An 18,511-nucleotide genomic window follows, 5' to 3' on the forward strand; every position below is an offset into this window, starting at 1 on the left:
ATATGGCTACAGAAGGTAATAACCTTTCAGAGTACGATAAAGATACGATCCCAAACGCGAAAGACTTTCGGTTTGGGATCGTTGTTTCTGAATGGAATGATGAAATAACAGAGGGACTTTTCCAGGGGGCATTCGACGCCTGGATAGAAAATGGAGTTAAGAAGGAGAATATCGTACGCTGGAATGTTCCCGGAAGCTTCGAATTGATCTACGGCTGTAAAAAAATGCAGGAGAGCTTTGAAATGCTTGATGCTGTAGTGGCAGTTGGTAGCGTGATACAGGGAGAAACAAAGCATTTCGATTTTGTTTGCGAAGGTGTGACCCAGGGAATCAAGGATCTTAATATCCAGAATGATATCCCGGTGATCTTTTGCGTATTAACCGATAACAATATAGAGCAATCCCGCGCCAGAAGTGGAGGAGAGCACGGGAACAAAGGAACCGAAGCTGCTATCGCTGCCATTAAAATGGCTCAGCTTAGAAAGGATGCTAAATTCTACAAAGGCTAAAAGCAAGCCGGCAAGGCTTTTCAAAACGGCATTGTTATTGCTCAGTTATTAATACTCTCAGCCTTCGGATTTTTGAAGCATTTTGAGTAAATTTGGATCAGCAAACAGTCTACAGTTTTGAAAATCAATTTTAACAAGATCAGAAAGAATACCCGGTATAACTATACCCCTCGCTATTATAAGGGTAAGGATACGGGTAATATCTATGATTTTGATTCAAAATTCAATAAATATAAAGAAGCTACCAACGCGATAGATTTCGGATCTCATTGGGCTGAAGCACGTAAATCCAGCCGAACCAGAGGAAACCGAAGTATTAATCGCAGGGTAATTTATATCATCATAATTTTACTTTTCATTTGTCTGTGGATATTAGATTTTGATTTGTCCATTTTCTCGAATCCCCGTTAAATGAGTAACGTAATACAATTGTTGCCCGATCATGTTGCCAACCAGATCGCTGCGGGTGAAGTGGTGCAACGTCCGGCCTCGGTAATAAAAGAACTTCTCGAAAATTCAATAGACGCAAAAGCCAGCCGTATCCAGGTTGTGATCAAGGATGCCGGTAAAACCCTTATCCAGGTGATAGATGATGGTGTGGGTATGAATATTACCGATGCCCGAATGAGCTTTGAAAGGCATGCGACCTCAAAAATAAAACTTGCAGACGATCTATTTTCTCTGAAGACGAAAGGGTTTCGCGGTGAAGCTTTGGCTTCTATCGCCGCTATCGCCCATGTAGAGCTTAGAACCAAAACCGAAGAGGATGAGGTTGGAACCTGTATCAAGGTAGAAGGAAGTGAAGTGGTTTCTCAGGATCCCTGCGTGACACCAAAAGGAACCTGCCTGAGTGTAAAAAACCTTTTTTATAATATTCCTGCTCGTCGCAATTTTTTGAAATCAGATAATGTCGAGACCCGGCATATTATCGATGAATTCCAGAGAGTTGCCCTGGCACATCCAGATATCAGTTTTTCACTTACTCATAATGGGAGTGAGCTTTTTCAGCTTCCAGTGACGAATTTTCGCCAGCGTATCACCAATATTTTAGGTGGAAAAACCAATGAAAAACTGGTTCCGGTAGAGGAGGATACCGAGATTGTGAAAATATCAGGCTTCGTTGGAAAACCTGAATTTGCCAAGAAGAGCCGGGGAGAACAGTTCTTCTTTGTAAACAACAGATTCATAAAAAGTCCTTATCTCAACCATGCGGTTGTCGCATCATTTGAAGGTTTGCTGAAGGAAAAGAATTATCCAAGTTATTTTCTTTACCTGGAAGTAGATCCAAAATCGATCGATATAAATATCCATCCTACCAAGACAGAGATCAAATTTGATGACGAGCATGCCTTGTATGCAATTCTGAAAAGTTCTATTAAACATAGTCTTGGGCAGTTCAACGTGGCTCCAATGCTGGATTTTGAAAGAGATTCTGAACTGGACACTCCTTATGAATATAAAAATAAGGAAGCCGATATTCCGCAGGTGGAGGTAGATCGAAACTTTAATCCGTTTCAGCAGGAAAGTGCTCCAAAATCTCCATTTTCCGGAGGTGGTGGAGGATATAAAAGAGATAAACATCCGGAATGGGAAAGTCTTTACTCGGGAATGCAATCTGAAACTGAAACCGAAGTAGATATTCGGCAGATAGAATTTGAAAGTGAAGAAGTCACCGGGAATTTATTCGGAGCAAAAGAAGAGCAAACCGAAAAATCCACATTCCAGGTTCAGAAGAAATATATCGTTTCAACTTTAAAGAGCGGGATCCTGGTTATAGATCAGCACAGGGCTCATACCAGAGTGCTTTATGAAGAGTTGCTGAAGAATATAACAGTTTCATCTGCAGTGAGTCAGCAGCTGTTATTTCCTTTAAGACTTCAGTTCAATCATCACGAGGTGGAGATGCTGAAGGAGATCAAGGAATCCCTTGAACAAACCGGATTCATTTTTTCTGAGATCAAAAAAGATGAGGTTGAGATTACGGGAATTCCAACCCTGATTTCTGAAAGTGAAGTGGAGATCCTGTTAGAAAAGTTACTGGCCGATTTCGAAAAAGATGTGCCCGATAATGGCTTTTCTCAAACCGATCTGCTGGCCAAGTCTTTAGCGAATTCCATGGCGGTAAGGTCTGGAACGCTATTGAATTCAGCAGAACAACAACATATTCTAAATAGACTTTTTGCCTGTAAAGAACCGGCACTGAGTCCTTTTAATAAAACAGTGTTCACTACTTTATCTGTAGATGAACTGGATAAAAAATTTGCCTGATGGGAAGAATGACTGAAACCGTAAAGGTTTTACTTATAATTAATGTAATATTCTTTATTGGAAGCCAGTTAATTGGTGATGTAGCTTATGAGTATTTCGCTTTATGGTTTGTAAAACACACTAATTTCCAGGTATGGCAGATCGTTTCTCATATGTTCATGCATGGAGGTTTTATGCATATACTTTTTAACATGTATGCATTATGGGCATTCGGTAGCCCAATAGAGCAGATGCTGGGCCAGAAACGTTTTTTAATTTTTTATTTTGGAGCCGGAATAGGTGCAGCCTTTCTGCATACGTTGGTGAATTTTTATGCCTATCAGAATGGGGCAAATGAATTCCTGGAAATTGGATATACCCCGGCAGAGGTAGCCGATTTTCTTCAGGAAGCAGCTAGATCTGCCGCGGCAACCGGACAGTATAGTTATCCTTCAGGACTGGATGCAGACGCGGTAGGTTCTATGGTAGAATCTTACGCTACCCCGGCGGTTGGAGCTTCGGGTGCAATATATGGTATACTGGTAGCGTTCGGGATGATGTTTCCAAATGTAGAGTTATTTTTACTGTTTGTACCGGTTCCAATTAAGGCGAAGTATTTTATTCCCGGACTAATTATCTTAGATTTGTTTTCCGGTGTTACTGGATATTCCATCTTTGGAGGATCCATTGCCCACTTTGCCCACGTAGGTGGCGCCTTATTCGGCTTTTTAATGATGTACTACTGGAAAAAGAACCAGTTTAATGATAATCGCTGGTATTGATGAAATCATCAGATAGATTAAGATATAAGATCCAGACCGCTACGGTCACTGAAAAGCTCATTGCGATCAATGTGCTGGTCTTTATATTGTTCTTTTTGTTCAGGACCATAGCCTATCTTTTTCAACTACCTTCAGATTTCCTTATAGAATGGTTCGTTTTTCCAAAGGAGCCAATGGAGTTTTTGTTGAAGCCATGGTCCATAATTACTTATTCCTTCTTGCATAGCGGTATATGGCATATACTTTCTAATATGCTGATACTTTATTTCTCAGGTATTTATTTCCTTAACTATTTCAGCCCAAAAAGACTTTTGAATTATTACTTCCTGGGGGTGATCATAGGTGCGTTGGTCTATATGCTTAGTTATAACCTTTTCCCGGCTTTCCAGGGAACAGGAAAATCTTATTTAATGGGTGCCTCTGCCGGAGTTATGGCAGTGCTTATAGGTATAGCTTCGCATATCCCGAATATGCGGGTTAGGCTGATGTTAATAGGCAGCATCAAGTTCTGGTGGATCGCAGCCTTCCTGGTGGTAATCGATATTATTCAGATTCCTATGGGAAATGCAGGTGGGCATCTGGCGCATTTAGGTGGAGCGGCCTTAGGTTATCTATATACCAATCAGCTAAAAAAAGGGAACGATATTGGGAAATGGTTTGAAAATATTATGGATTACATAGCATCCCTTTTCAAGCCTAGAGAGCGTAAAGCTAAAATGAAGACTGTTCATAGAACCGGTAAAACATCCAGAAGTACAAAAAGCACTTCAGGAAAAAGCAATTTCAATAAAGATGAAAAGCAGAAGAGGGTAGATGCTATACTGGATAAGATCAGTAAAAGTGGATATGAAAGTCTTAGTAAAGCTGAAAAGGACTTTTTATTTCAGGCCGGAAAAGAAGATTAAATGAAGAAACTGAGCCTGTTTGATAAATTTATATTTATCCTGAATTCTCTTGCGGCAACCGCCTTGTTGTTTTCTTATTTATTACCGTTAATTCCTCCAAAATCCTTTCCCTTACTTTCGGTTCTAAGCCTTGGCGTTCCAGTGCTTATTATTCTTAATGTTCTATTCCTGGTGTATTGGGTGTTGAGGTTTAAACGGCAGATGCTTTTATCTCTTTTGATCTTATTGCTGGGGTATAATTATGTACTGGGGTTTGTGAAGGTTTCAGATTCTGAAATCGATGAAAATAACTCAGCCGATCTTTCCCTGATGAGTTATAACGTAAGGATGTTTAATGCCTACGAATGGTCTGATCGAAAAGATATTCCTGAAAAGATCACCGATTTTATAAAAGAAAAGAATCCTGATATACTTTGTGTGCAGGAGCACTACGTTGGTGCTGCCGAGCTGTCCAAGGTATATCCCTATGAGTACGTAAAACTAAAGGGTAAGAATGCCGAATTTGGATCTGCTATTTTCTCTAAGTTTCCAATCGTAAACACGGCCTCTCTTGATTTTCCTCATGACGGCAATAATAATGCTATTTATGCAGATGTGGTTATTGATAAAAAAGATACGGTACGCGTATTTAATGTGCATTTCCAATCCTTAAATATCAAGCCTGGAATTGATGATCTTCAGAAGGAGGATTCGAAAAAGTTACTGGGAAGAATTGGTTATGGCTTCTCTTTGCAACAGGAACAGGCTGAAATGCTGATGGAAGATCTTCAGAAATCACCTTACAAAACCATTATTGCCGGAGATTTCAATAATACCAGTTTTTCGTATATCTATAATTTGATCAAGCAGGACGGCAGATTTAATGACGCCTTCCTGGAAGCGGGTAGCGGTTTTGGAAAAAGCTTTAAGCTGGATTATTTTCCGTTACGTATAGATTTTCTTTTGATTGAAAATGAATTGTCTATTAAGGAGTTTAAGAAATACGAGATCGATTATTCCGATCATTACCCGGTTCTAACCAAGATCGGGCTTTAATTCCTGTGACAGCAGGTAATCTAAGGAAGCATTTCCTTCATTAAAGATCAGGTCCAGAATACATAAATTCGACAAAAAACCTCTTTTTTCTTCAAAAACCTGGGTGTATTTCGAATTCTCAAATCCAAGATCAGATTTGGCATTTATCAATGCCCTGTAATTCATTTTATCTTCAGGATTCAGAATGAATTCATCAGTTTTTTCAAATTTCCAGTCAATCTGAAGGCTTTCTGCCACAAAATCCATGCACCTATAATTGAAGTCCATAAGGAATTTATACTTCTTATGATATAATGGATATAGATCGTCCTCGTAAAATTCAAAGAATGGCGAAGTCTGGTAGGAAGCTTTAAAAGCCCTCCAGTGCTGTAGCTGCCAGTCGAAATCATTTTCTATCTGTACATCCTTATATTTCTGATGACCTTTTGTCTTCAATCCCAGAGCAGAACTATGTTTTATAGGAATGTTCAGGGTAAGCTTTCCATTGGCATCATAGATATACATTCTGTTTCTATAGGTTTGCTTCTGGTAATTATCCTCATTTTCGAAGTAAAGCTGTTCAACTTTTGCAATAGCTGTCCATTGGCTTATTGGCCCAAAATAGGAGGGATGTAATAGCACAGGTTTCATAAACTCTAAGCTTCTTCTCTACGTTTTTTAAAATATCTCCATCCGAAGAAAATTACCAGGATAATAAGGAAATAGGGAAGGAAAGAAGTTGGTTCTCCGTCACCTTTAACGGTAGTGAAAACTCTTTCCCATCTTATCTTATCGAAGCCGCTGGCATTTGAATCCCAGCTAAGCCAGATAAAAACAGGTTTTCCAACTACATGGTTCTCCGGAACATAACCCCAGGTACGGCTGTCTTCAGAATTATTCCGGTTATCACCCATCATCCAGTAGTAGTTCTGTTTAAAGGTGTATTTGTCTATAGGAGAGCCATTCAATAGAACCTGGGTGCCATTGATACTTAGCTTATTGTTCAGGCCAAATTCTTCACCTTCATAAGTCTCAATGATCTCCTTATAAAAGGCCATGGTTTCTGGAGTGATATCTACAGTTACACCTTTTTTAGGAATATAGATGGGTCCGAAATTGTCATTATTCCAGTTCCTTTTTCTATCGTTCGGGAAGAGGCTGGCATTTTTAACCCCTGCGGAATCTACATATCTTCTTATGGAAGCGACGTTAGGATGACTTTTGAAAAGTTCATAATTCTCATCTGAAAGAGACTGAATAAAGAAGCCGTTATTTTCCAGGTAACCAAAACCATCGGTAATATCATAGCGTTTATAAAGTACCTGTGGATTGAATCGCTGCCCTTTGGTTTTTCCTATATAGGAGAATTGTGGCTTAGCACGGTCTGGGAGTTGTAATTGCTCCCCATTTATATGCACGTAACCATCCACAACCGAAAGTGAATCTCCCGGAACACCCACCGCTCTCTTAACGTAATTAGATTTTTTGTCTATAGGTTTTTTAAAATGTTTGCCAGACCTATCATGGAACTTTCGCACCGTATCTACAGGCCAGTTAAAGACCACAATATCGTTTCTTTCAATATTCTCGAATCCAGGGAATCTGAAATAAGGAATTTGAGGTTTATTCAGATAAGATTTGACACCAAGCACTGGAATAGTATCATGTACCATTGGGAAAGCAACGGAAGTTCCCGGTACCCGGGCTCCATAATGAAACTTGCTTACAAATAGGAAATCACCAACCAGCAGGGTCTTCTCAAGAGAGGAGGTGGGAATGGTGAACGGTTGCATGAAATAAGTATGCACGATGGTAGCTGCAATAACTGCGAATAGGATAGAACTTATCCATTCCCCGGCTTCTGTGCGTGGCTTGAGATCCCTGTCTACTATATAGGCATCATTGGTGGCATAGTTTACATAGTAGATGTAAAGGCCCAGAGTTAGAATCACCGCAAAAGTTTCGGCAGTCGAGTTCCGACCAAAACTACGAATGGTTTCTACCCAAATTACTGGTATAATGATGAGGTTTACAATGGGTATGAACATTAATATCACCCACCACCATGGCCTGTTTATGATCTTCATTAATACTAATGCGTTATAAACAGGAATTGCCGCTTCCCAGGCTTTTCTGCCTGCTCTTTGATAAAGTTTCCAGGTTCCCAAAAAATGAACTACCTGTAAAAGCAGGAAGAAAATGAACCATTCGGTAAATGTCATAATTATATATTCTTTAGCGTATTAGGCAGAAAATAGGCCTAAATGTTACATTTTAATTTTTAAAAAGTTCGGAAAGTACATCCTTCATCGTGAAAATTCCCGACTTATCTTTTAAGTATTCAGCAGCAACCACGGCACCCAATGCAAATCCCTTTCTCGACTTTGCTGTATGGGTGATCTCGATCTTGTCGATCTCAGAATCATAAGTTACGGTGTGAGTTCCAGGAACGTTTTCTTCTCTTTTGGCAAAAATCGGAATTTCATCCGCATCGGCATCTTCGAGTTGCCAGCCCTTTAATTTTGAATTTTCCTGAAGTATCTGTTGAGCCAGGGAAATTGCCGTTCCACTGGGAGCATCAAGTTTCTGGGTATGGTGAATTTCCTCGATCTCTACCGAGTAATCTTCCAGACCCTGCATCATTTTTGCCAATTTTTGGTTGAGCTCAAAAAATACATTTACCCCTAAGCTGAAATTTGAAGCGTAGATAAATGCTGAATTTTCTTCATTACAGATCTTTTTAGCTTTTTCGTAATTGTCTAACCAGCCGGTGGTTCCGCTCACTACAGGAATGTTATTTCTAAAACAGGTAGAAATGTTTTTAAAGGCTGCATCGGGAATGCTGAAATCTATAGCAACATCTATTTTAGATCCATCCAGCTCATGATTATCGATGTCGTCACTAACTTTAAGAACAACCTCATGTCCGCGGTCTTCCGCGATCTTTTCTATGGTTTTACCCATTCTTCCATAACCCAAGAGAGCGATATTCATATTAGAATCTGTAATTAAGTGTAAGTCCGTAATTGGTTTTTCCGGTTAAGGCGTCGAAATCAAGACCTGGTTTAACCGAAAGATCTTCATCTACATTAAACTGTCTTAAATGGGCTTCAACGTTGGCATCAATGATATTCAGCACATAGACACCTACAGTTACCAGTATAGAGATCTCTTTATTTTTTTGAAAAAGCTCCTGTGCTCGAATCAAACCTTCGGTGGAAATCCTTCCCTCATACTCATCTGGCCTGCCAGCAAGTCGGTCTTTATAGGCATTACGGTAACTATCATATTCTTTATCATTGTGTAAATAATAGGCAATACCCGTTCCAATTCCGGCATAGGCGATAGGGATCTTCCAGTAACTTCCGTTATAAGCCTGTCCCAGACCTGGTAAAACTGCAGAATAGAAAGCGGCTTTAGCCGGAGCAAGAGCATTGTATGGCTCGTATTCTTTTTCTCGCTGTTCTCTTTTTAATTCCCTTTTTGATTTCTTTTCAGGCGTAACAAGTAAAGAATCTTGTTGTGCTGAAGCAACCGAAAGGAAGAACAGGAAGAAGAATGAAAAGAAGTAAGGTTTAAGCTTCACCCCGGATTAGTTTTTTGATCCTTTCGAAATCTTCTTCGGAAGAAAATGGTATAGTTAGTTTTCCGCTACCTTTTTTGGTAACCTTTACATCTACTTTGGTTCCCAGATATTCATTGAATTCCTTGATCCCCTTTTTATAGGTTTTCGGTACAGAGACTTTTTTCGCAGTTTTTGCAGGCTTACCATCTGAGTTCAATTCACGAACCAAAACCTCAGTTTCACGTACAGATAATGACTTTTCAATAATTTTTTCGTAGATCTCAAGCTGTTTCTGGGTGTCATCGATATTGATAAGAGCCCTGCCATGTCCCATACTTAAAAAACCATCTCTCATTCCTGTTTGAATGATAGGATCGAGTTTTAGGAGTCTCAGATAGTTGGCAATCGTAGACCTGTTTTTCCCAATGCGCTCACTTAACTGTTCCTGAGTAAGCTGAATCTCATCGATCAATCTTTGATAAGAAAGGGATATCTCGATAGGATCAAGATCCTGTCTTTGTATATTTTCAACCAGGGCCATTTCCAGCGATTCTTGGTCATTAGCTATCCTGATATAAGCAGGAACGGTTTTTAATCCAACCAGTTTGGAGGCTCTGAATCTTCTTTCTCCTGAAACAAGCTGGTATTTGTCAAAATCCAGTTTTCTAACCGTGATAGGCTGAATTACTCCTAATTCACGGATAGAGGAAGCAAGTTCCTTCAGTGATTCTTCGTTAAAACTTGTTCTTGGCTGGAATGGATTAACTTCAATGGAAGATAATTCCAGTTCTACAATATGGCCAACCAGTTTGTCGGCATTTTTATCCTCTGCAGATTTTATATCATTATCAGGGTCTTTCAGCAGCGCCGAAAGTCCTCTTCCCAAAGCTTGTTTTCTGGTAGCCTTCGCCATTTGTACTAGTTTTTCTTTATAATTTCATGTGCCAGGCTTAAATAATTGCTGGCTCCTTTGCTGGAAGCATCATAGTTTATAATGCTTTCTCCGTAACTGGGCGCTTCACTTAAACGTACATTTCGCTGAATGATTGTTTCAAACACCATTTCGTCAAAATGTTTTTTTACTTCTTCCACAACCTGGTTAGAAAGTCTCAATCTTGAATCATACATGGTTAATAAAAGACCTTCAATATCCAGTTTATTGTTATGGATCTTCTGTACACTTTTTATCGTATTAAGCAGTTTACCAAGACCTTCCAGGGCAAAATACTCACATTGAATAGGGATGATCACCGAATCTGACGCCGTTAGGGCGTTCAGGGTTAATAATCCCAGGGAAGGTGCACAATCGATAAGTATAAAATCATACAGGTCGCGCAAAGGCTCGATTGCCTTTTTAAGCATGGACTCCCTGTTTTCCTGATCTACAAGTTCAATTTCTATGGCAACCAGGTCTATATGGGCTGGTATAATATCCAGATTTGGAGAGCTGGTCTTTTGAATGGCATCTTCAGCTTTTATGGAGTGTTCCAGTAGCTGATAGGTTCCATTTTCCACCTCTTCAACATCAATTCCAAGGCCTGAAGTAGCATTGGCCTGAGGATCGGCATCAATCAATAATATCTTTTTTTCCAGAACCCCAAGAGAAGCCGCAAGGTTCACAGATGTTGTGGTTTTTCCCACGCCTCCCTTCTGGTTGGCAATAGCAATGATTTTACCCATTAAAAACGTATGATTTTTGAAAGGTAAAAATACAATTTATTATAGGTTTAGAAAATGAAATTGTTAACAGCTTCTAAAGAAAAAACCGGATAAGTTCCTAGTAAATTCGGGACTTTCTCCGGTTTTTAATATTTTCTTCAGATTTTTTGTTGAAAACTGAAAAAATAAGAAGCTCTATTTGCCCTTTTTCGACTTGATCATCTGTTCAAGCATATTCCACATTTCTTCCTGAAATTCTTCAGAAATAGCAATTAATAGAAACTTTAAATTATAGATTCTAGAAAAGACATTGTTCTATTTTTGAATATCAGAAAACCTACAAGTTAAAGTAATATCCTGCCTCACATGTAAACCTATTGAACTGAAATTCTTCCAGGCTTTCATACATGGAGGAGTAATCTAATTTTAAGATGAGGCCTTGGTTTTTGGTTAGTTGGTAATTTATACCCGCCTGATAATGGAATCCCAATCTCATATCATTTGACAGGTTCTTATAAGGATTTCCATAATATAGAGGTTCTGGTGTAGAAGATCCATCAGAACTTGTTTTCAAAATTGAGTTTTCATGATTTAAAATAAAGCTTTTCCCCATGCTAATACCAATGAAAGGATTCACTTTAGAACTATACGGTAATAGATTATATCTAAGGCCGGCATATAGTTCCACCAGCTGAAAGTCCAATTCCAGCTTATCAAATTCTGGTGTAGATAAATAATTAGCCTCACCACCAGTTTTTGTATAATTCAGGCTTAATAAAGGAGTTAATTTTGAGTTGAGAAATGAAGGGATAAGAATTATCTCTGTACCAATAGTGAAATTGGTTTCTCCTTTTCCATTTGAAGCAACTGGAGTATTAGTTTTTAAGGAGTTATAATCTATCCCTCCAAGCAGGCCAACTCTAATTTTGCTTTTTTTGTTAATTTCTGAAGATTTAAAATCTAATTGATCTTTACACTCATTATACGATATGAATGAATTACTTAAACTTTTAAGGGAAAGTTTGATGTTCTCCAGAGAGATATCCTGGCCACAATCACTAAAAATCAAGCTCAGGACACCTAAAAACTCTTTCGTTTCCTTATTAAATTCCTTTCCTTCTTTTTTAATAGATGATTTCCATTTGGCAAGTTCCCTATAGCCAAATTCAGGTGTGTATGCCACATACTTCATCGTATTTGATTTATCAAAGTAGTAGTATAAATCTGCGGCACCGCCGACAACTAGATTCAAAAAGAAGGAATCGTCATTGATTGTGTAAGATTTTAAGAAAAAGGAGTTATCATTTGCAGATATACTTTCAGCTAACTGGGGCGTGACGGGCAGTGAACTTGAATTAGCAGAGGTTTTATAAGAAATAATTTTGGAACTGGCTATCCCGAGCTCAGAGATTAAAACAGATTTTGTTGTTCCGTCTTTAAATTTAATTTTTGAAGGTATTGCCTGGTCCGATTTCTGAGAAAATATGCATAGTGAAATTAAAGTAAATATTGAGGCGCTTATTAGGTTTTTCATTTAGTAAAAAAAATTCAATAGGAAGCACATCCAGATTTAGCCCAAACCTGGTCCTGGATATGCTTGCTATAATAAAGGTCTGGTTAAAGTTTAATGATATCTATGGATATAGATTCTTATTATCAATAGATGTATTTTATTTTTGTTTTTTCGACTTGATCATCTGTTCGAGCATATCCCACATTTCTTCCGGGATTTCTTCCAGTAAATTGAACTGGCCAGCGCCTTTTAGCCACTCACCACCGTCTATGGTGATCACTTCTCCATTTACATAAGCCGAAAAATCTGAAACCAGGTAAGCGGCAAGATTAGCCAGTTCCTGGTGGTCTCCCACACGCTTCAAAGGAACTTTTTTAGCCAGGTCGAATTTCTCTTTAAGGTTTCCCGGTAATAATCGATCCCAAGCACCCTTGGTTGGGAAAGGGCCGGGTGCGATCGCGTTGGAACGGATTCCATATTTCGCCCATTCTACGGCCAGCGACCTGGTCATGGCCAGAACGCCTGCCTTTGCGGTCGCGCTTGGTACCACATAAGCCGAGCCGGTCCAGGCGTAAGTGGTGACGATGTTTAAGATCGTTTTATTCTCCTCTTTTTGATCTATCCAGTGTTTCCCAAGAGCGAGGGTACAATTCTTACTCCCTTTTAAAACGATATCAATGATGGTATCAAAAGCGTTTGCACTTAGACGTTCGGTAGGGGAAATGAAATTTCCAGCGGCGTTGTTCAATAAGATATCTATAGAGCCAAATTCAGTTATCACAGCATCGCGCATGGCTTCTACCTGTTCGTAATGTCTAACGTCACACTGAACTGCGAAACAGGTCCCCCCAGTTTCTTCTTCCAGTTCCTTTGCAGTATTCTGAAGTTTCTCAAGATTTCTGGAAGTGATCGCCACTTTCGCTCCCAGTTCCAGGAAATATTTGGTCATTGATTTTCCTAGTCCGCTACCTCCTCCAGTAACGATGATATTTTTGCCTTCAAGCGCATCGTCTCGAAGCATTTTTTTCTTTAAGTCCATAATTTCAGTATTCAGTATTCAGTTGTCAGTATTCAGTGTTCAGTATTCAGTTTTCAATATTCAGTGTTCAGTATACATTATACGTTATACAATTTACAATCTACATTCATTTGCCCTGCCAACTGCTAACTAGATTATTCGTCTATTAATATTTCCAGAAGCTGGGATGCGGCATCGCTGATCTTGGTCCCAGGACCAAATACTGCTACTGCTCCTGCATCGAAAAGATATTGATAATCCTGAGAAGGGATCACTCCACCAACAATTACCATTATATCTTCCCTGCCTAATTTTTTTAGCTCATCGATCACTTGTGGAACCAGAGTTTTATGCCCGGCGGCAAGTGAAGAAACTCCCAGAATGTGTACGTCGTTTTCAACAGCCTGCTGGGCAGCTTCCGCCGGGGTCTGGAATAGCGGACCTATATCCACATCGAAACCAAGATCGGCGTAGCCTGTCGCTACAACTTTAGCACCACGATCATGACCATCCTGGCCCATTTTAGCGATCATGATTCTTGGTCTCCGGCCTTCCATTTCGGCGAATTTATCGGCCAGTTCCCTGGCTTTATTAAATGAGCTGTTATCTTTCATTTCTTTTGAATATACCCCGCTAAACGATTGAATTTTCGCTTTATATCTGCCATATACGTCTTCCAAAGCATTGCTTATCTCTCCAAGACTAGCTCTTTCTCGGGCTGCTTCTACAGCAAGTGCCAGTAAATTCCCATTTTCTTCCTTAGCAGCCTTTCTCAGGTTTTTAAGAGCAGCCTGAACTTTTTCTTCATTTCTCTCGGCTCTAATCTTTTCGAGTCTTGCAACCTGTTGCTTACGTACTGTCTGGTTATCTACTTCGAGTGTAACCAGCTCTTCCTCTTTATCGAGGCGGTATTTATTTACCCCAACGATCACATCGGTCTCGCTATCTATTCGAGCCTGTTTTTTCGCAGCAGCTTCCTCGATCCTCATTTTTGGGATACCGGCTTCAATAGCTTTGGTCATCCCGCCAAGTTCCTCGACTTCCTCGATGAGTTTCCAGGCTTTATGAGCAATCTCTTCAGTAAGTTTTTCAACATAAAAACTTCCAGCCCACGGATCCACAGTTTTGGTGATATTTGTTTCCTGCTGAAGATACAATTGAGTGTTCCTCGCGATCCTTGCTGAAAAATCGGTTGGCAGGGCAATAGCCTCATCCAGGGCGTTGGTATGTAAACTCTGAGTGCCCCCGAATGCAGCCGCAGCCGCTTCGATACAGGTTCTTGCGACATTGTTGAAAGGGTCCTGTTCAGTTAAACTCCATCCACTGGTCTGTGAATGAGTTCTAAGCGAAAGCGATTTTGGATTTTTAGGATTAAACTGCTTGACCAGTTTTGCCCAAAGCATTCGTCCTGCACGCATCTTGGCGATCTCCATAAAATGGTTCATTCCAATTGCCCAGAAAAAGGATAGTCTTGGCGCGAAACTATCGATATCCATACCTGCATCAAGTCCTTTTCTTATATATTCAAGTCCGTCGGCCAGGGTATAGGCAAGCTCGATATCGCAGGTGGCACCGGCTTCCTGCATATGATAACCCGAAATACTAATACTGTTGAATTTCGGCATATTTTGAGACGTATACTCAAATATGTCTGAAATGATCTTCATCGAAGGAGTAGGAGGGTAGATGTAAGTATTTCTCACCATGAATTCCTTCAAAATATCATTCTGAATGGTTCCCGAAAGCTGTTCCGGCTTTACTCCCTGCTCTTCAGCAGCTACAATATAGAAAGCCATGATGGGCAAGACCGCGCCATTCATGGTCATGGAAACCGACATTTTATCCAACGGGATCTGGTCGAACAATATTTTCATATCCTCAACCGAATCTATAGCCACACCTGCTTTTCCAACATCTCCAACCACACGATCATGATCTGAATCATAGCCACGGTGAGTTGGTAAATCGAAGGCTACAGAGAGTCCTTTCTGACCTGCAGCAAGGTTTCTACGGTAGAAAGCATTACTTTCTTCAGCTGTGGAAAAACCAGCGTATTGACGGATGGTCCATGGACGACTGACATACATCGTACTGTAAGGTCCGCGTAAATAAGGTGGAATTCCAGCAGCGAAATTTAAATGTTCGGCTTCTGAAATATCTTCCCGAGAGTAGGAGGTTTTGATCTCTATTTCTTCAGGAGTCATGAATGTTTCCTTTTCCGATTCAGGAGGTCTGTTAGAAAATTCTTTCTCGGCAAGGTGTATATTCTTAAGATCTTTGCGTTGCATAAATCTTGATTTTATTGGGTTGGCTGGCTTTGTTTTTCTTCTTCTAATCTTTTTTGCTCACTTTCTTCACTAAGCCTTTTTTCTAAAATTGGTTCAAGTAAGGTCTTTCGTGGATTTTTCTTCAAAAAAGGATAAAGTTCAATATCATCCTGCATCCTGTCCTGCGGATTTTCAAACTTATTCGTACCAATTAAAACCAGGTCTCCATTATTGAATTTTTCCTGCTCTTCAGCTGCGCTCTCCTTGATCTTTTTCTGGATAATTCCAGCCTTCAATTCCTTTAAGAAACCACCACCTTTTTCGATATCCTTAAAGATTTCCAGTGCCTTTTCAGCCACTTGTTTTGTGATAGTTTCAATATAATAGGTTCCCTGGGCCACATTCCCTACTTTGTCCAGGTAACTCTCATTTCTCATGATCAATAACTGGTTACGGGCAATACGGTCGCCAAACTCGTTGTCTTTATGATAAATGGCGTCATAAGGCATATTGCAAATCGCATCAGCTCCGCCAAGAATGGCACTCATACTTTCTGTAGTGGTGCGAAGAAGGTTAACGTTGAAATCGTATAGAGTTTTAGTGCGTTTGGTTGGTTCAGCAATGATGTGGCAGGTAGTTTTAAAATCAAATTCCCGGGCCACCGTTGCGAACAGCCATCGTAGCGCCCTGATCTTTGCGATCTCGAAAAAATAATCTGATCCAACTGAAACAACGAACTGAAATTTGAATAATGATCTTTCTTCTTCAGTTAATCCCAGCTGCTCAAAATGATTCAAATATTCCGTAGCCTGCGCGGTGGCATAGGCCAGTTGTTGCGGAATATTTGCCCCGGCATTCTGGTATAGCGAAAGATTAATGCTTGTAACTGAAGCGATATTTCTGGTTTCCTGAACTATTCTGTCAAGTTGTTCGTGATCTGAACTCAGGTTATCGAACCAGTTTCCAGTTCGGGCAAGCTTTCCGATGATATCATTCTGAATGAAAACATTCCAGGATTTCCCTTGTAAGAACTTATCCAGCTTTTGAACAAAATCTGCATCAATAAATTCAGGCTTAAGGAAAATGCTGATGTCTTCAGGCAAATCCTTAAAAAGTTCAACGAAATCGATTTCTTTCTCAGGTAAAATAAACCAGATTGCTTCGGCACCTTTTTGAAGTCTTTCAATTGCCTTTTTATTGGCGTTTTCGGCCGAAATTACGTAGATCTTTTCACAAATGTTCCAATGCGTGGGATTCGAAACCTTTAAGGTGTCAGAAATGTCTTCAGATGAATAAAAAGGTTTGATATCTATCCCATGCAGGGTTTTGGTAACCAGTTTTTCGTTATAATCGGCTCCCTTTAAATCGGCCTGGATCTTTTGTTTCCATTGTTTTGCAGATACTTCTTCAAAGTCCTGAAATAACAAATGTTTCATTATAGTTGGTTTTGGTCGGAAAGTCTTGCGACGAAATTAGTCTATAGTATCATATTCAATAATGTAGATATCTTCATCGGGCCTTTTCATATAATATTTTTGCCTGGCGAACTTTTCTAATTCTACTGAGTCCTGAAGTTTTTCTATGACTGCTTTATCTTTCGCAATTTCCTTTTGATAATAATTTTTATTGTCCTGCAGTTCATTTATTTCCTGATCCAGTTCATGATGAATGAACCACGAATTGGTATCCAGAAAAAACATCCATATCCCGAAAACAAGCATTATCAGCACATATTTATTGCTGATAATCCTGAACCATGGCTTTTTACGCAGGTCTTTAAATTTCATACGCTTTAAAGATACAAAATTAGGTTAAGCGATCTTTGATAATGGTTTGAACGATATCAACAGCCACCGTATTATATCTATTGGTTGGAATAATGATATCGGCAAATTCCTTGGTGGGTTCAATAAATTGCTGATGCATAGGTTTTAAAGTAGTCTGGTACCTCCATAGCACTTCTTCAAGGTCTCTTCCCCGATCTGCGATATCACGTTTTAATCTACGAATCAACCTCTCGTCACTGTCTGCATGAACATAGATCTTGATATCAAAAAGTTCCCGTATCTCCGGATGAGTAAGTATAAGTATCCCTTCTACAATAACCACTTTTCTAGGCTGAATTTCTACAAAATCACCGGTTCGGTTGTGTTCTTTAAAGGAGTATACCGGCTGCTGAATGCTTTTTCCCGACTTTAATTTTTTTAAATGTTCACCTAAAAGGTCGAAATCTATAGACTTAGGATGATCGAAATTGATCTTTTTTCTTTCCTCAAAAGTAAGATGCGTGGTATCCTGATAGTAAGAATCCTGAGATATTACATCTACCTCTTCATGTTTTAACTCATCAATGATCTGATTAACTACCGTGGTCTTTCCACTTCCCGTTCCACCGGCAATTCCAATTATTAGCATGTTCTTGAAATTTTGGCAAAGGTAATATTACTTTTTAAAAAGCTTTTGTCGATTTCATTTGCAATTTACTGTTTGTTGAACTTATTGCTATAAATAAAAAAACCGGACTGTTGACAGTCCGGTTTTTAATAGAATTATAGCAAAGTTTTTCTATTCTTTTTCTTTGATCGCAGCTACCTCTTCCACGGTAACCATATCCTTTATATTATTACTCCAGGAGTTCATCACATAATTCATAGCGTCAGCCACTTCCTGGTCGCTAAGTCCCATTGGTGTCATTACATTATCATATTTTTCACCATTAACCTCTATTGGTCCCTGCATGCCATATTTAACACCTCGGATACTTTCTTCCCTTTTTTCGGTTAACCAATTTGAACCGTCAAGAGGAGGGTAGGTACCGGCAATTCCTTTTCCGGTTGGAAGATGGCAGGTAACACATAATTCACCATAGATCTTTTTCCCTCGTTCGATACTCGCAGTAAGGGGAGTTTTTTCACTTGACTTTTCCGATGAAGGAATAACATAAGATTCTTCTTCAGTATCCTTTTCTTTTTTGTCTGATTTACAGGCGACCATCGCGATCAAGCCGAAAATAAAAAGTAACTTTTTCATTT

The 18,511-nt window shown here is 39.5% G+C and carries 18 protein-coding genes and 1 pseudogene; 6 read left to right on the forward strand and 13 right to left on the reverse strand.

The window, feature by feature from the left end; translation table 11 throughout:
• Window positions 1-2 precede the first annotated feature (2 nt).
• From ribH to ML462_RS14330, 6 genes are all read left to right on the forward strand, one after another.
• Complete coding sequence (ribH, locus tag ML462_RS14305; RefSeq protein WP_240714506.1) at window positions 3-509, forward strand: 6,7-dimethyl-8-ribityllumazine synthase; 507 nt, start codon at window positions 3-5, stop codon at window positions 507-509.
• A 117-nt stretch (window positions 510-626) separates the two neighbouring features.
• On the forward strand, window positions 627-920 hold the full coding sequence (locus ML462_RS14310; RefSeq protein WP_240714507.1) for a hypothetical protein: 294 nt from the start codon (window positions 627-629) through the stop codon (window positions 918-920).
• Window positions 921-2,777: a DNA mismatch repair endonuclease MutL gene (gene mutL / locus ML462_RS14315; RefSeq protein WP_240714508.1), complete on the forward strand. Its 1,857-nt coding sequence runs from the start codon at window positions 921-923 to the stop codon at window positions 2,775-2,777.
• Window positions 2,777-3,538, forward strand: a complete 762-nt coding sequence (locus tag ML462_RS14320; RefSeq protein WP_240714509.1) for a rhomboid family intramembrane serine protease — start codon at window positions 2,777-2,779, stop codon at window positions 3,536-3,538. Before mutL ends, ML462_RS14320 begins: the two co-directional genes overlap by 1 nt.
• Entirely contained in the window at window positions 3,538-4,443 is a 906-nt protein-coding gene (locus ML462_RS14325) for a rhomboid family intramembrane serine protease (protein WP_240714510.1), read from the forward strand. Before ML462_RS14320 ends, ML462_RS14325 begins: the two co-directional genes overlap by 1 nt.
• The gene (locus tag ML462_RS14330; RefSeq protein ID WP_240714511.1) at window positions 4,444-5,478 is read left to right on the forward strand and encodes an endonuclease/exonuclease/phosphatase family protein; all 1,035 of its coding nucleotides are present in this window, start codon (window positions 4,444-4,446) and stop codon (window positions 5,476-5,478) included. It abuts the gene before it with no gap.
• On the opposite strand, the gene ML462_RS14335 is transcribed toward ML462_RS14330, so the two are convergent.
• From ML462_RS14335 to ML462_RS14395, 13 genes and pseudogenes are all read right to left on the reverse strand, one after another.
• Complete coding sequence (locus ML462_RS14335; protein ID WP_240714512.1) at window positions 5,458-6,108, reverse strand: WbqC family protein; 651 nt, start codon at window positions 6,106-6,108, stop codon at window positions 5,458-5,460. The genes ML462_RS14330 and ML462_RS14335 overlap by 21 nt on opposite strands.
• Window positions 6,109-6,113: 5 nt before the next feature.
• Window positions 6,114-7,679, reverse strand: coding sequence for a signal peptidase I (gene lepB, locus ML462_RS14340; protein WP_240714513.1), 1,566 nt, complete (start codon window positions 7,677-7,679; stop codon window positions 6,114-6,116).
• Between the two features lie 52 nt (window positions 7,680-7,731).
• Window positions 7,732-8,451, reverse strand: coding sequence for a 4-hydroxy-tetrahydrodipicolinate reductase (gene dapB / locus ML462_RS14345; protein WP_240714514.1), 720 nt, complete (start codon window positions 8,449-8,451; stop codon window positions 7,732-7,734).
• A gap of 1 nt (window position 8,452) precedes the next feature.
• Complete coding sequence (locus tag ML462_RS14350) at window positions 8,453-9,043, reverse strand: DUF5683 domain-containing protein (protein WP_240714515.1); 591 nt, start codon at window positions 9,041-9,043, stop codon at window positions 8,453-8,455.
• Window positions 9,033-9,935: a ParB/RepB/Spo0J family partition protein gene (locus tag ML462_RS14355; RefSeq protein WP_240714516.1), complete on the reverse strand. Its 903-nt coding sequence runs from the start codon at window positions 9,933-9,935 to the stop codon at window positions 9,033-9,035. The genes ML462_RS14350 and ML462_RS14355 overlap by 11 nt, the downstream gene beginning before the upstream one ends.
• Window positions 9,936-9,940: 5 nt before the next feature.
• Window positions 9,941-10,702 carry a ParA family protein gene (locus tag ML462_RS14360; RefSeq protein ID WP_240714517.1) on the reverse strand — a complete coding sequence of 254 codons (762 nt, stop codon included), beginning with the start codon at window positions 10,700-10,702 and terminating at the stop codon, window positions 9,941-9,943.
• 316 nt (window positions 10,703-11,018) lie between these two features.
• Entirely contained in the window at window positions 11,019-11,933 is a 915-nt protein-coding gene (locus ML462_RS14365) for an outer membrane beta-barrel protein (protein WP_240714518.1), read from the reverse strand.
• A gap of 418 nt (window positions 11,934-12,351) precedes the next feature.
• Complete coding sequence (locus ML462_RS14370; RefSeq protein ID WP_240714519.1) at window positions 12,352-13,233, reverse strand: SDR family oxidoreductase; 882 nt, start codon at window positions 13,231-13,233, stop codon at window positions 12,352-12,354.
• Window positions 13,234-13,367: 134 nt separating this feature from the next.
• Window positions 13,368-15,500, reverse strand: a complete 2,133-nt coding sequence (gene scpA / locus ML462_RS14375) for a methylmalonyl-CoA mutase (protein ID WP_240714520.1) — start codon at window positions 15,498-15,500, stop codon at window positions 13,368-13,370.
• Window positions 15,501-15,511: 11 nt separating this feature from the next.
• Window positions 15,512-16,915, reverse strand: a complete 1,404-nt coding sequence (locus ML462_RS14380) for a methylmalonyl-CoA mutase subunit beta (protein WP_240714521.1) — start codon at window positions 16,913-16,915, stop codon at window positions 15,512-15,514.
• A 36-nt stretch (window positions 16,916-16,951) separates the two neighbouring features.
• Window positions 16,952-17,266, reverse strand: a complete 315-nt coding sequence (locus tag ML462_RS14385; RefSeq protein WP_240714522.1) for an FtsB family cell division protein — start codon at window positions 17,264-17,266, stop codon at window positions 16,952-16,954.
• Between the two features lie 19 nt (window positions 17,267-17,285).
• A pseudogene (gene udk, locus ML462_RS14390) lies at window positions 17,286-17,903 on the reverse strand (uridine kinase); the annotation flags it as partial.
• A 141-nt stretch (window positions 17,904-18,044) separates the two neighbouring features.
• Window positions 18,045-18,509 (reverse strand): c-type cytochrome, encoded by a 465-nt coding sequence (locus tag ML462_RS14395; RefSeq protein WP_240714524.1) that lies wholly within the window; start codon window positions 18,507-18,509, stop codon window positions 18,045-18,047.
• Window positions 18,510-18,511: the final 2 nt, after the last annotated feature.

It is taken from the genome of Christiangramia lutea, from assembly GCF_022489035.1.
GTDB classification, from domain to species: domain Bacteria; phylum Bacteroidota; class Bacteroidia; order Flavobacteriales; family Flavobacteriaceae; genus Christiangramia; species Christiangramia lutea.

What these genes read in the sequence shown, in the direction of transcription:
- ribH (WP_240714506.1), top strand. Translation starts at nt 3, where the DNA reads ATGGCTACAGAAGGTAATAACCTTTCAGAGTACGATAAAGATACGATC.
- mutL (WP_240714508.1), top strand. Translation starts at nt 921, where the DNA reads ATGAGTAACGTAATACAATTGTTGCCCGATCATGTTGCCAACCAGATC.
- ML462_RS14320 (WP_240714509.1), top strand. Translation starts at nt 2,777, where the DNA reads ATGGGAAGAATGACTGAAACCGTAAAGGTTTTACTTATAATTAATGTA.
- ML462_RS14325 (WP_240714510.1), top strand. Translation starts at nt 3,538, where the DNA reads ATGAAATCATCAGATAGATTAAGATATAAGATCCAGACCGCTACGGTC.
- ML462_RS14330 (WP_240714511.1), top strand. Translation starts at nt 4,444, where the DNA reads ATGAAGAAACTGAGCCTGTTTGATAAATTTATATTTATCCTGAATTCT.
- ML462_RS14335 (WP_240714512.1), bottom strand. Translation starts at nt 6,108, where the DNA reads ATGAAACCTGTGCTATTACATCCCTCCTATTTTGGGCCAATAAGCCAA.
- lepB (WP_240714513.1), bottom strand. Translation starts at nt 7,679, where the DNA reads ATGACATTTACCGAATGGTTCATTTTCTTCCTGCTTTTACAGGTAGTT.
- dapB (WP_240714514.1), bottom strand. Translation starts at nt 8,451, where the DNA reads ATGAATATCGCTCTCTTGGGTTATGGAAGAATGGGTAAAACCATAGAA.
- ML462_RS14355 (WP_240714516.1), bottom strand. Translation starts at nt 9,935, where the DNA reads ATGGCGAAGGCTACCAGAAAACAAGCTTTGGGAAGAGGACTTTCGGCG.
- ML462_RS14360 (WP_240714517.1), bottom strand. Translation starts at nt 10,702, where the DNA reads ATGGGTAAAATCATTGCTATTGCCAACCAGAAGGGAGGCGTGGGAAAA.
- ML462_RS14370 (WP_240714519.1), bottom strand. Translation starts at nt 13,233, where the DNA reads ATGGACTTAAAGAAAAAAATGCTTCGAGACGATGCGCTTGAAGGCAAA.
- scpA (WP_240714520.1), bottom strand. Translation starts at nt 15,500, where the DNA reads ATGCAACGCAAAGATCTTAAGAATATACACCTTGCCGAGAAAGAATTT.
- ML462_RS14380 (WP_240714521.1), bottom strand. Translation starts at nt 16,915, where the DNA reads ATGAAACATTTGTTATTTCAGGACTTTGAAGAAGTATCTGCAAAACAA.
- ML462_RS14385 (WP_240714522.1), bottom strand. Translation starts at nt 17,266, where the DNA reads ATGAAATTTAAAGACCTGCGTAAAAAGCCATGGTTCAGGATTATCAGC.
- ML462_RS14395 (WP_240714524.1), bottom strand. Translation starts at nt 18,509, where the DNA reads ATGAAAAAGTTACTTTTTATTTTCGGCTTGATCGCGATGGTCGCCTGT.